Origin of the sequence: Thalassospira mesophila (assembly GCF_002115755.1) — a bacterium.
Classification (GTDB): Bacteria; Pseudomonadota; Alphaproteobacteria; order Rhodospirillales; family Thalassospiraceae; genus Thalassospira; species Thalassospira mesophila.
The window spans coordinates 1-13,103 of record NZ_JFKA01000009.1 but is presented as its reverse complement, the minus strand read 5'-3'; the positions used below and the strand labels follow the sequence as shown (position 1 = coordinate 13,103).

Annotated in this window: 9 protein-coding genes; 1 reads left to right on the top strand and 8 read right to left on the bottom strand. The window is 51.5% G+C overall.

Annotated features, from left to right (window positions below; translation table 11 throughout):
• Positions 1–188 precede the first annotated feature (188 nt).
• The 8 genes from TMES_RS16700 to TMES_RS16665 all read right to left on the bottom strand — a co-directional run bounded on the left by TMES_RS16700 (position 189) and on the right by TMES_RS16665 (position 11,645).
• Entirely contained in the window at positions 189–1,169 is a 981-nt protein-coding gene (locus tag TMES_RS16700) for a helix-turn-helix transcriptional regulator (protein WP_085584635.1), read from the bottom strand.
• 219 nt (positions 1,170–1,388) lie between these two features.
• A complete protein-coding gene (locus TMES_RS16695; protein ID WP_085584633.1) occupies positions 1,389–1,778 on the bottom strand; it encodes a response regulator in 390 nt (129 codons plus the stop codon).
• A complete protein-coding gene (locus tag TMES_RS16690) occupies positions 1,771–4,197 on the bottom strand; it encodes an ATP-binding protein (RefSeq protein WP_085584631.1) in 2,427 nt (808 codons plus the stop codon). The genes TMES_RS16695 and TMES_RS16690 overlap by 8 nt, the downstream gene beginning before the upstream one ends.
• Positions 4,198–4,219: 22 nt before the next feature.
• A complete protein-coding gene (locus tag TMES_RS16685) occupies positions 4,220–5,425 on the bottom strand; it encodes an ABC transporter substrate-binding protein (RefSeq protein WP_085584629.1) in 1,206 nt (401 codons plus the stop codon).
• A gap of 15 nt (positions 5,426–5,440) precedes the next feature.
• Positions 5,441–6,676 (bottom strand): HlyD family type I secretion periplasmic adaptor subunit, encoded by a 1,236-nt coding sequence (locus TMES_RS16680; protein WP_158091260.1) that lies wholly within the window; start codon positions 6,674–6,676, stop codon positions 5,441–5,443.
• A gap of 113 nt (positions 6,677–6,789) precedes the next feature.
• Positions 6,790–8,922, bottom strand: a complete 2,133-nt coding sequence (locus tag TMES_RS16675) for an ATP-binding cassette domain-containing protein (protein WP_158091259.1) — start codon at positions 8,920–8,922, stop codon at positions 6,790–6,792.
• Between the two features lies 1 nt (position 8,923).
• Entirely contained in the window at positions 8,924–10,522 is a 1,599-nt protein-coding gene (locus tag TMES_RS16670; protein WP_158091258.1) for an ATP-binding cassette domain-containing protein, read from the bottom strand.
• Positions 10,523–10,796: 274 nt separating this feature from the next.
• A complete protein-coding gene (locus tag TMES_RS16665) occupies positions 10,797–11,645 on the bottom strand; it encodes a response regulator (protein WP_085584621.1) in 849 nt (282 codons plus the stop codon).
• A 99-nt stretch (positions 11,646–11,744) separates the two neighbouring features.
• Between TMES_RS16665 and TMES_RS16660 the strand changes: the two genes are divergently transcribed.
• Positions 11,745–13,103: hypothetical protein (locus TMES_RS16660; RefSeq protein WP_211275942.1), on the top strand; the 1,359-nt coding region annotated here is incomplete at its 3' end.

Below are 13,103 nucleotides of genomic sequence, written 5' to 3'. Positions count from 1 at the left end.
CTCCCTGATAACGGCGTTGTATAAGGTGCCGTTTCAGATGTTTGTCAGGGCAGGACATTTCCCGCCCGTAAATATATTTGATCAGAAATAAGAGGAAGGCAGGCGTCTATCTACGCGAAAAACGGATGTTTATCCGTTTCTTGACACTAAGTGGATAGGGGTTGCGCCAAATGGATAGGGACTGGAGTTTAGCGGTGCTGTCGCAGGGTTTCGGACGGCAAGACACCGAATTGCCGTGCGTAGGATCGGGCAAAGCGGCCCAAATGTATAAAGCCCCACTTAAAGGCGATATCAGACACCGTTACCCCCCTTTCTGCCGCAAGCAGATCTGTGTGAGCATGGCCCATGCGCACCGATTTGACATATGCCATCGGTGACATGCCATAGCTGGCATTAAATGCCATTTGCAAGGTTCGGTAGCTGCACCCTGCATGCGACACCAGATCCTCAAGCGTGATCGATATTGCGGCATGGGCATGAATATAATCGCGCGCACGTTTGACATAATGGGGAACGGCGGCAGATTTTGGCGTGCGATGCAGCAGATCGGAACAGGAATTAGGCAGTAGCATCAGAACATTTGTTAACAGCAAATCGCGAAGGCCATTGAGGATGATGCTGTTATTAACGTGATGAAGGGGATTATCGAGGACATGGGTGATATAGTGCAGGGTATCGCGGACATGCCCGCCACTTGCCGTGCTGAAATCCAGTCCGGTATCGAATTCCAGATCAAAGATTGACGTGGCGTCGTCGATCAATGTCCGGCAGTGTTGTTGCAATAAACCAACAGGCAGTTGCACGCCCAGACTGGCGAATTTTTCTTCACATGCCAACAAGGGTTTGCGCATGTCGCGCATCAGGCCCTTGTCGCGGGTTATTTCGTGGTCCTGCCCGCGATGATTCACGGTGCCTGCCCCGCCAGTTAAAACCAGCATGAACAGCGAATTGGTTTCGCTTTCCGGTGTCTGGATTTGAAGACGGACATCACCAAAAGACGCATGGATGAAATTTAAATCGGCGAAAGAAACGGTGTGAACCGATACGTCGACCTCCCCTTGTCGGCCAATGACGTCAATGGCATCAATACAGTTTAAATCAGCCAGAAGTGCGCGCGTTTCATGAAGATTGCGCGAAGATAAAACCTGGTGGTTTTTAAGATATGTCACCCCAATTCCCCGTGGTTGACATGAGAACCGTCAATGAGGCATCCAACTGTCGCATCTTGCTCCATAATTATGGGGCTGATCTGGATAGTTCCAATTTTGTAATAAGTTATGGCATTCTCTCAAAACGTTCAAGCACAAGCGACGTCTCCCGCTTCGAAAGTCGAATGACTAGAGCATGTTTCCTTTAATGACCATTGCAGTAAGGGCCCCGATTATGCCCTACGCATTTACAAACATATCGGTGATCTGATCGCACAGGTCTTCAATTTCGTATGGCTTGGGCAATACGCCAATTGCGCCCAACGCATAATATGTCTCGACCTCTTTGTCTCGCACACGGGCAGTGGCAAAAATTACCGGTATTTGTGCATAGGAAGGATTGGATTTAAGTTTCTTTATGATGGTCGGACCGTCGTCGTCTGGCAACATGACATCAAGAAGAATTAAATCAGGCTGGTTGTCGTTAAGGGTGTTAAATAACGACTGACCGTCAGGGAAAACCACCACATCGAAGCCGCCAATCTCGACCAACGCCATCTCGATGATGAACTGAATATCGATATCATCTTCAACCACATAAATTCGCTTTAAGCTTTCTTTGTCAGGCATTTCTCTCACTCAACCAGTAAAGATTTTTTTTATGTGAAGTGCCGTCATGCTGTGCCATTACGGCGAACATTTCGGTTGGGGAACGTCTTGTGATTTCGGGCGGTAATGCTTCCGTCGGTATCTTTAAAAATGCGCCGCTTTCCAGATAGAGCACGGCTTGTGCAGCGCTTGATAAGCCAAAAAACATCACATTTTCGGTATCTTCGGCCTGTTTGCCTAATGTCCGCATTACCTTTTGGTCAAAAGGCCCGGCGGCAAACGCAATGTCATTACTTGCTGTTGGACATGGGCTGACATTTTTAACCGGTAAATCGATATGAAATATCGACCCCACGCCAAGACGGGACCGGTACTGGACACTGCCACCATTACCTTCCATCAATGATTTGGTAATTGCCAGGCCAAGCCCGGTTCCGCTTTCATTTTTGGTGTTTGAACCATCGGCCTGCCAGAAACGGCTAAACATGAAGGCCCGCAGGGCCGGTGCGATACCAGGGCCCTGATCGATCACAGAGACCCGGACGTTATCGCCAACCTTGGCGAGCACCACATCAATCACGGTTTGCGGACCACTGTATTTCGCGGCGTTAGACAGAAGATTGTTAAGCACCTGCATCAACCGGCCTTCGTCCCCGGCAATTTCAAAGCTTTGATTTGAGGGAAGAAGCCGAACCTGTTTACCGTGCTTGCGAATGTAGGGTGTACAGGAATTGATAGATGTTTGAACCAGTTCTTCAAGTTTCAGCGGCTTGATAGTGAAACTCATCTTGCCATTCTCAAGCTTCTCGAGATCAAGAATATCGTTGACAAGATCGCCCAGCCGTTTTGAATTTTCTTCTGCAACATCAAGCAGTTTTTGTAACCGGTTCGATCCTGGCACCACCGGGTCGCGTTTTGCCAGCGCCAGTGCCCCCCTGATAGAGGTAAGGGGAGTGCGTAATTCATGGCTTACAGAAGACACAAACTCCTCTTTAAGACGTTCAATTTCCTTGCGCTCGGTGATGTTACGAATAAGGAGCGTCATAACGCATGTCTCGGCGATTTCCATTTGTTCGCCAATCGCATATTCGATCGGCACCGCTTTACCCCGCGCAGGATGAAGCACCGCTTCTTTCAAAGTGCGGCGCTGGTCATTGCGAAAATCGTTGGAGGTTGGAACAAGAAAAACGTCAAGATCGTCAATGTCGATCAGGTCGACAATATTTTTACCAATCAACTGACTAGCCGGACAAGCAAACAGTTTGACAGCGGCATTATTACAAGATTGAACGTTCCCCTGCACATCTATTGTAACAATACTATCAACGACATTATTTAAAATAGACTGGAGTTGGCTGGCACTATCTCGCAAATGCAATCGGGCTTCATCAAGCTCGCGTGTTCTGGAAATCACGCGGGCTTCAAGGACGCTATAAGACACGTTGATATGGCCAAGCATCTCGCGAAAACTGCCTGCGAGGCGCCCAACCTCGTCATTGCCCAAATCGGGAAGATCAACATCGAAATAGCCCTCGGTTGCAATCCGGGTGGCAGCCCGTTCCAGCGCACGCAGCGGGCGACTAAGTTGCCGCCCCACCAGAACGGCGACAAAAACGGTAAGGGCAATCACAATAACCGCCGCGATGCCGATATTCATAATAAGGCGCTGCATTGGCATCAATGCCTCGGCCGCACGCCGGGCCACATGCAATGTCAGGCCCAGTTTGTCCATCGGTGTTTCCAAAGCCACATCATATTGCCGGCTCAGAATTTCCTGATTTTCCGGCCACGGCCAATTACCAACCTTGACACCGGTGCGGTCGGTTAATTTGAAATAAAACAGCGATTGATCATTAACTTTGAGAATATCGGGGAAATTATCAAGATGGACACGGCCGAGCAGAACGCCTTCGGGCCGTTGTGTCGCCTCGTAAAAAACCGGATAGGTGATGGCAATATAAGAATCCTGCGCCTGTTCGTGGTGATGATAATCGGCGTTGGAACGCCCGTTGATGACCTCGTTAAAACCGGCCTCGCCCGCGATATCTTCCTCAACTTCAGGGCTGGAGCGCGCGATCAGTTTGCCCTTAAAATCAAACAGGCCAACATCAACCAGCAGACTGTCTGAAATGCGAAAGTCGCTTAAAAACGGTGTCAGATAATTGTCCCGCCCGTAAGAATCCACGATGCCGTTTATCACCAGGCTGGAAGCAGCCATGTTTTTAAGGTTGTGATGAACAGCGCCAAGATACAAGCTGATACGCTGCGCCCCCGTTATGGCTTCGCGGTCAATCTCTTGTTGTACTTCCAGCAATAACTGGTTTCGAACAAAAAGTGTCGCATAAACCCCGACAATCAGGGTAACGCAAACCGTCATGGCAGCACTGCCCAGCGCAAATTTCCGGGCAAGAGCAAGATTTGACCAATATTTTTTGAACACTTGCTACCCCCCGTCCAACACCTTATGGCTCAATCGGAATAATCGTACCATCGGAGAGAAACCGTCCGATAAAAACATCTTCGGAGCGGAGCGCTTCATGCGAAGACGGCGAAAACGGGCGCGAAAAATACCGTGTGAGGCCATCATAATTACGAACCTGTTCCAGAGCGTTACGAACTTCTGCACGATCAGGACTGCCAGAGAGATTGATGGCATTCGCAAGAATATGCGTAAGATCATAGGCATGCGAAAACCCGACCTGGGACGGAATGTCAGAAGCTGTTTTCAGATCAAAAATCCGGCGGGTCCGAGCCAGTACATCAAGCGCCCTTTGATCGTTGCGGTTTACAAAGGTAAAGGTCTGAACAACACTGAGATCGACGCTGTCGAGGGACGCGCCCGCAAGTTTGGTAAAATTTCCGCCAGTGATACCCCAGTGGGATAATAATGGAATTTGGATATCTGCCGGATACGACGCCGCAGATTTAGCGATCTGTGCGCCTTCACCTTCATTGGCAACCATTAAAACTACATCGACATTCTTTGCCACCATGGCCCCATAGCGGGTACCCAGGTTCGAAGCGCCAAGGTTGTACCAGCTTTCCTCAACAATCGAGATATCGGGATATTGCAGGACCTTTTGCGCGGCGGCGGCCTTGCTACTGCGCCCCCAGCCATTATTGGGCACAATCAGGCCCAGCCGTGACCACCCTTTGCTATGGGCAAAATCGATCATTTTGTTTAGGGCCCAGCTATCCTTAAGCGACAGCCGGTAAACAAAGCTGCCCGCCGGGGTTTCAGGAATTATATCATCGGCGGCCGCCCACGGGTCGAGCAACGGCACGCCAAGGTGTTCGGCCTGCGCGGCCATTTCCAGTACAACAGGGCTGAATTTTCCGCCAAATACGGCGACAACATCTGGCATCGCCGCGAGATCACGAAAATTAGCCACGGCGCGCGCCGGGATCGAACCACTATCGCGTGTGATCAATTCAAGCATCCGCCCGTCAAGAACACCGCCAGCTTCGTTTACTTCATCGATTGCCGTTTGAATGCCCATTTCAATTGCACGCGCCGAGGTGCTGGTCCTGTGGCCAAATTCCGCTGTTAAACCAATGAAAACGTTAGTTTGTTTTGCATGTGCAACAGGTAACATCACAATGCCCAGCGACCAGAGAACAACCCCGACCAGACACCATTGTGCCGATTTCAGGCACATATTGTTCATCTGCTTCACCTGCCCTCACCGTTCGCGAAACGCGCTATCGAAGCTTTTAACAACCGGCGACATGATGGCGGCCAGAAGAGTTTTTTCACCCGTCAGAATATCGGCAATTACGGTCATGCCCGGCGTAATGGTAAGGTCGGTATTATCGCCAACATGGGCACTTTCAAGAATAAGGTCTGCCTTGTAAAAGGGCACTCCGTCTTCATCAATAAAGGTTGTCGGCGAAATTTGAGAGATCTTGGCCGGGATTGTTCCAAAACGGGAATAATCATAGGTCAAAACCTTCACATTGGCGGCCTGCCCTACATGAACATGGCCAATATCCTGTGTTGAAATACGGGCTTCAACTTGAAGCTCGGTATTATCGGGCACAATTTCCATCATCGTTGCACCGGGCTCGATGACCCCGCCAATGGTTTTCACTTCCAGCCCCTTGACCCGTCCCGAAACCGGGGCACGCACCAAAAGCCGGTCCACCCGGTCGCGCGCCCGAACAATAGCCACCCGCACTTCCGCTGCTTCCGAGGCCAGTTGGCTGAGCTCTGCGGCAATTTCGGAATGATAACGCGCCATTGTTTCAACCACGCGCTGGCGTATTTCGCCAATGCTTTCACCGGTCCGCGATGCTTCAAGCACAAGGGCTGCCCGGCTGTCGACCAGACTTGCAAGTTCGCGTTCATCTTCTATCAGGTCCATGCGGGGAAACAGCCCCTTTTCAACCAGCGTCCTGCGCCCCTTGACCTGTACATTCTTGAGCCGGATCTGATCAGAAATGCCTGAAGCCTGACTTTTCAATGTCGCAAGTTGTGCTTCGCGTTCCTTCACTTGCTGATTAAACACTTCAACCTGTGATGCCACGGTTTCACGCTTGGTCGACAGTTCATACTGGGCCGCACGGGCGATATCCTCATAGGCGGGGTCAAAATCTTTGATTTCAGGCAGATTATCGCCACGCGCAGCGGTCAGGAACCGGATGCGAAACTGCAAGCCCATCAACCGCGTTTGCAACTGGTCAAGTTCAGACTGCGCGATATGGGGCGAAAGCTCGACGACAATGTCGTCTTTGTTCACATACTGGCCTTCGCGGACATGAATGTTTGAAACGATCCCGCCTTCCAGATGTTGCACCGTTTGCAAGGCACCAGATGGTACAACTTCGCCCGAACTGGCCGAGATTTCTGTTATCGGCATAAAAGCTGACCAGGTTATAATCGAGCCCAGAATAACGAACAGGGAAAAGGTAGATATCATCGACAGTTTGCTTGATGTTTTGCGATCAAACAATTGACTGGCGGTGATTGCGTTATTGTTCCAGGAACCACTCCCCGAGGCTGGTGAGGCATTATAAGTTGAGTTTTGAGCTTTCATGAGCTGATGGCCTCTTTCTGGAGAGCGATGTCTCTTGGCGTGCAATCGCGAACAATCGTTCCCTGGTTCATTATAAAGATGCGGTCGGCAATCGTGATGTAGTCCGGTTCATGGGTGACTATAATTACGGTGGAATTATCGCGAACCCTGCGGATGGCGGCCAGGAATGTGGCCCGTGCGGTTGCCGATGAAGCGTCTGGTTCGTCAATCAGTAACAGTCGTGATCCCGACATAAACACACGCATTAAACTGATACGGCGCAAAAGCGAGCCATCTTGCGGCAGGTCACACACCCGTGTTTCATAGCCCGCGACAAGACGCGTAATGTCATCATGAACATTATGCTGTTCGCAAGCAGCCAGGATTTCGTCGTCAGACAGGTATTCACGACCCATCGCGACGAATTCACGAATTGTGACGGGCAACATGTTAACGTCGCGCGACAAATATGCGATGGACTGAAGCAAGACCGATTGCGGGATCTGGGCTGGAAAAACACCATCAATTGTGACCGTGCCAAGCGGCGGAGCATTAAGACCGGCGATCAGATCAAGAACAGTCGATTTGCCAGCCCCGCTTGCCCCGGTAATCACCACCAGTTCGCCGGGTTTGATTTCAAAGCTGACATTGCGTAAAGCCGGGGCCTGCCCGCTTTGGTAATTAAACAAAACAGACGAAAAGCTGACCCGACCATCAATACCCGCCCCCTGCCCGCCAAGGGCATTGCCGCGTGAGGGTTCGCCCTGGGTGGTGGTGGTGAAGGTGGCATCTTCGATCAGTTTCTTGATTTCATCGCGGCGCAATGCGGCTTCAAGTACCGAGGGCACAGGCGCCATCATGCGCCAGACCACGGCCACAACCGCAATAAGAGCGCCAGGTGTGAGGGCAGCATTCATCACCATGACAGCGCCAAAGGCCAGCGATATTGTCACGATCAGGGATGTCATCGCGTTTGTGGCAATGCGCGCATAAGAAAACGTTTTCTGGCGCTGCATTTCCGCCTCGGCAAGGCGGGCAGAGGCGTTGGTAAACCGGTGATGAAAGCGTGCCGCCCCCCCATCACGCTTGATCACAAATAACCGCCGCGACAACTCGTCGCAGATGATGCCATATTCTTCGGCCCGCCGGAGCGACGCTTTGGTTCGTTCGTCGGCATAGGACAGTACCCGTAAAATAATGATGCTGCCGACCGCAAGTATGATCATGGGGATAAGTGCCAGCCATCCTGCAAGAAGGCCGAGCACCGCCGAATAGGCAACAAAAATGGGAATCTCGAGGATCGCGGTGCCAATCGGGCCGGTGATGATATTGCTTAGCCGTTCATGATCTTTGATAATGGCAGACGCATCACGACTGTTAAAGCGACGTGCCAGTGACATGGGAATTTGCAGCAGGCGCAAATTGCGCGCCACACTTACTTTAAGATCAAGAAACGCGGCCGCATTCGACAAGATATGGCTGCGCAATGTGCGCAAAACAAACTCTGCGACGGCAGCAATAACCAACCCGCCAGCCAGATACCACAAAGTATCAAAACTTTGGGTTGGCAAAACCTGCGCATAGACCACCAGCGTGAATATTGGCAGCGCTAAGGCCAGCATACTTGCAAAAAATGTAATGCTGGCAAGTTGGAAAACCGAGTTTTTTGACCCTGACAAAGCCGTTCTAAGCCAGTTAAACCGGGCGGAAACGGCTTGGGTTTCACCTTTGCCCGGCGCGCTCCCTTCTTGTAATATCAGCGCCCGCCCCCGTGTTGACAGGTCTGGCATGGCGTGCTCAAGGCCGGTTTCTGCCGAAAGACAGCTAATCTCGCCATCGGGCCCGGGAATGAAGATATGAAGGTCACCCGCTTTTGTTTCAAACGCGAACAGGTTTTCATGCAAAAGCAGGTCTTCAAGCTGACGCTTTTGTATTTTTGGCGTCATTGACAGAAAAAGTGAAATTTCCGAAAGATCGTCAAGGCCGATGACCGTGCTGGCGGGCCGAAGGCTGGCCATATCAATGGGCGTAATGCTTGCGCCTGCAAGATAAAACAGTTTGCGAACACCATCGAAACGCAGGTTGTTTAACAAATTGCCTGCACTGTCCACACTCGGGGTCAGCCCAGGTGGCATCATTGAAACGGCCATATTACACATCCTCCGACGAATGTTTTTTTGGTTCTTCGTTCTGGTCCCTGGAGATGATTTTGGTGTTTTCAACAACCAGCACGCGATCCGAAATGCCCGTTAACGAAGGACGGTCGCTCAGGATGATAATGGTCGCTCTTTTTTTCAGCATTTTCAAAATTTGCGTGAAACGCAGTTCGGTGCGTGCATCAAGCGGCAATGTTGCATCATCGACAATGATAACTTTGTTGTTTGCGGCAAGCCCGCGAACAATGGCAACTTGCTGCAGCAACCCTTCGGGCAGTTTGGTCGGATCATCCCCCACCAATGTGCTGTATCCCTCGGGCAGGCGCTTGACGAGAATATCCAGACCAATCAAATGGCACAGATAACGAACATCGGCATAGCGGTCTTCCATGCCACAGCTCAGCACGTCCATCATGGGGCCGCGGGGCAATTGCGGTGCCCGGCCAATAACGGTTATCTGGTCGCGTATTTCATCGGCATTTGTCGCACCAAGTACAATTTTATCAAACGAAACACTTCCGGTATAACTGCGCAGACCCAGAAGGGTATGCACCAGTGCCGTTTTTCCCTGGCTGGACTTGCTGGTGATTGCAATTGTTTCACCAGATTTAATCGTCAGGTCAATGTCGAGAACCGTCTTGTCGCGCTCGTCTCTGGTCCAGCATTGCGCCCGAATGAGCGGTGCCTGTTTGAACAGCCGTTTGTCGGCTTTGCCAGACAAGGTTTCAAAGCTGTCCGTGCCCAAACGGGCACTCGATTTTGCGTCCCGATCATTACGTCCGCCGCCGATTGCCAGTTCATAGACACTGCGCATTGGTTCCAGCGCCCGCCCGGCCAGCAATGTAAAGGCTGCCAGCCCGCCATGTGACAGATCACCGTCAAGCACAGCACAACTTCCTGCAACAACGACCCCGCCAATCATGATCTGGGAAAACAATCCGTAAACATTACCAATTGTCATTGAATATTGCTTTTGATTGCGAAACCAGAACGCCTGGCGTTCATACAATCTTGAAAGACGGTTCAGCAGCGGAATTTCAACGGCTAGAATTTTTATCTGCGCCAGGCTGTCAAAAACACGATCCACAAAATCCCGTTTTTGCGCGCTGCTGGTACGCAATGTCCGAATGGCCTTGCGATGAGACATACCAAGCAAAATAGCCCAGATGCCAAAAACCAGACAAATACCGATTGGCAGTAAAACAAGTTTCCCGGCGATAAGCCCGATCATGCCCAGAAATGCGAAAGCAAAGGGGATGTCCGCGACGTTTTTGATAAAAAGCATCTTGCGCGCCAGCCCTGGCGAGCTTTGCGACAAAGACCTGAGCAGATCATCAAGGGACATACTGATGCGGGACGGATTTTTTCGCGACAAAAGTGCTTCAACATGGCGTGTGCGCGCCAAATGATCCAGTCTCGCGGTCAGCCGTGATTCAAGAGACAGGCGCGTTAACCGTAATACCAGATCAATCCCGATAACAACGGCAATACCGGCGATTAAAACAGCAAGTGTCGGCAAAGACTTGTTGGGAATAATCCGGTCATAAATCATCAAGATTGCGAGCGGCACAGCAAGCGACAGAAAATTGATCATCGCCGCCGACGTTACGATTGCACAGGCTTCAGAAAACCTTATGCCATTTTTCGTCTCCCGGGGGGGCCGCATATTCTCGGACACCCTGATATTTTCAGTCGAAGAAACTGCCATGTGACGCTCCCGCTTGATGCCCCGGTCTGGCGCATACAACTTCATTGCGTCACAGAATGCCTTAAACAGCTTAAAGCTGCAGTTTGACGGGTGTTTGTATATTGTTATTCAATTGTAATTGAGCATTTCTGCGAACGTTAAAACCCCGTCATTCCCCGCTTTATGGATCGTCATGCGGCTGAGAAGTATTTAAATCGTTCTCTTCATCTTCGGTTTTCGGCACCTGATAAATATAGCCAACACCCCTGACCGTCTGGATCAGTTTTGGCTGCGAAGGGTTTGCTTCTATTTTCTTGCGCAGGCGGACAATCATAATATCGATGCTTCGATCCATATATTCCCATTCGCGCCCGGCAATCACCTGCATCAGGTCATTACGGGTTAAAACCTGCCCGTCATGGCGCACAAGATATGCCAGCAAGGTCGCTTCATTGGCAGATAAAACATGTTGTTTACCGTCCTTGCGCGTCAGCCGATAGGTGGATGTGTCAAGTTGCCAATCCGCAATATCAACGATCGTCTCGCAAATTTCGCGATCTGCTTCTTTAGGTTGTATCTGCTCTAATTCCCCCGGGCCAACCGCCTTGTATCGCCGCAGGACACTTTTTATCCGGGCAAGTAACGAACGTGGTTCTAGCGGCTTGACCACATAATCGTCAGCGCCCAGTTCCAGCCCGACAATCTGGTCGATATCTGTGTTCTTGCGCGAAATCAGAATAATGGCTGTATCCGATGTCTCGCGAAGACGGCGGGTAATATCAAAACCGTCGCCATCAGGTAGCAAGATATCAAGCAAAATCAGATCAAAGCTACGCCGCAACAGATGTGCCTGCATCTCCCGTTCAGATGCAGCAACATCAACATCATAGCCTTCATCGTTCAGATATATCTCCAGCAAATTCGTTATATCCGGATCGTCATCTACAATCAGAATACGTCGTGATAACGGCAAGAATACCCCCAGTCGAATAACTTCAAGGTCTACAAAACGATAACATTTCGAAACCACCCCGGCATTTCTTTTCGCGTCCTATGGTAGCATGATCACATCGCACTCATTTTTTAGCAATGCATTTGCGACAGTCAAACAGGACAAGGAAGCGCGATCATGGCCTTTTCCCCCGAACAGACCCAGTTTCTGGTCCCTAAACTTTCGTCTGATAGCAGCCCCTTTTCTATTGCATTGCTACGTCAGCAGTCTGCTTTGGCCAACGTACATACCGGTGACCGCGATCCTTACGATCCCTTTAGCGCTGTTGTCGATCAAAGTGGCGGCAGCCTTCCCACACAGTTTTCCTCTGTTGGAGGGACCGGTACACAAAGCAACCTGTTTGGCGCGTCTTCGTCAACAAGTGAGGTGGCGTTCGGATCTTCCAACCCTTTGGCAAGTAATATTGGTGCCGCACCCGTTATTGCTCAAAACAACAATACAGACGCCGCCTCATCTGCGGCCACACCAGAGTCCGGGCGTTTCTATACGCCTGAAGCACCAGGTTCGACCACACCATCCGTTTTAGCCCCGTCAAACAATGCTGCTGCGCCCAGCCTGGCTCCCTTCACGGGCGGCAGCCTAAGTCCGCAAGCCGATATTCCAGCACCTGTGGCCCCCCCGACCCTCGCCACAATAGCGGCCATTGGCGATGAAGACGGCGCGATTGTTATCGATATCGATGCTGCGAACACCGGCGCGGGCGAAACCCTGTCAGTAACAATCGATAATATCCCGGAAGGGGCCGTGCTCAATGCCGGCACACTCAATCCCGACGGCTCTGTAACGCTGACCCCGGCCGAACTGACGGGACTGACACTGACCCCCCCGGCAGATTTCAGCGGCAGTTTCGATCTCGCCATTACCGCCACCTCGACCAATGGCACCAATACAGCCATCGCGACCGACATTCTGAGCGTCACAGTCGATGCCGTCGCCGACACCCCCGATCTGGCCGTGACCAATGCGAACGCTGGCGAAGACACCCCGATTGCGCTTGATGTAACAGCCACCTCTCCCGATACTGTCTCGGTCACCTTTGCCGGTGTGCCCGACGGTGCCGTTCTTAGTGCCGGAACTGATAATGGCGATGGCACCTGGACCGTTGATGCTGGCGATCTTGCCGGACTGACATTGACCCCGCCCACCGACTTTAATGGCAGCTTTGATCTCGCCGTGACCGCGACAGCGAGCGATGGCACCGACACGGCAATCGCCACAGATACGCTCAGCGTCACCGTTGATGCCGTTGCCGACGCACCGGTTCTGACTGTTACCAATACCAGTGGCGCCGAAGACACCCCGATTGCGCTTGATGTAACCGCCACCTCTCCTGATACCGTCTCGGTCACCTTTGCCGGTGTGCCGGAAGGTGCCGTTCTCAGTGCAGGCACCGACAATGGCGATGGTACATGGACGGTTGATGCGGCTGATCTGGTTGGTCTCACCTTGACGCCACCAGCTGACTTTAGTGGAACG

Excerpts from the sequence above, each read along its gene's own strand:
- TMES_RS16670 (WP_158091258.1), bottom strand. The coding sequence starts at position 10,522 with ATGATCAATTTTCTGTCGCTTGCTGTGCCGCTCGCAATCTTGATGATT.
- TMES_RS16695 (WP_085584633.1), bottom strand. The coding sequence starts at position 1,778 with ATGCCTGACAAAGAAAGCTTAAAGCGAATTTATGTGGTTGAAGATGAT.
- TMES_RS16675 (WP_158091259.1), bottom strand. The coding sequence starts at position 8,922 with ATGGCCGTTTCAATGATGCCACCTGGGCTGACCCCGAGTGTGGACAGT.
- TMES_RS16685 (WP_085584629.1), bottom strand. The coding sequence starts at position 5,425 with ATGAACAATATGTGCCTGAAATCGGCACAATGGTGTCTGGTCGGGGTT.
- TMES_RS16680 (WP_158091260.1), bottom strand. The coding sequence starts at position 6,676 with ATGATATCTACCTTTTCCCTGTTCGTTATTCTGGGCTCGATTATAACC.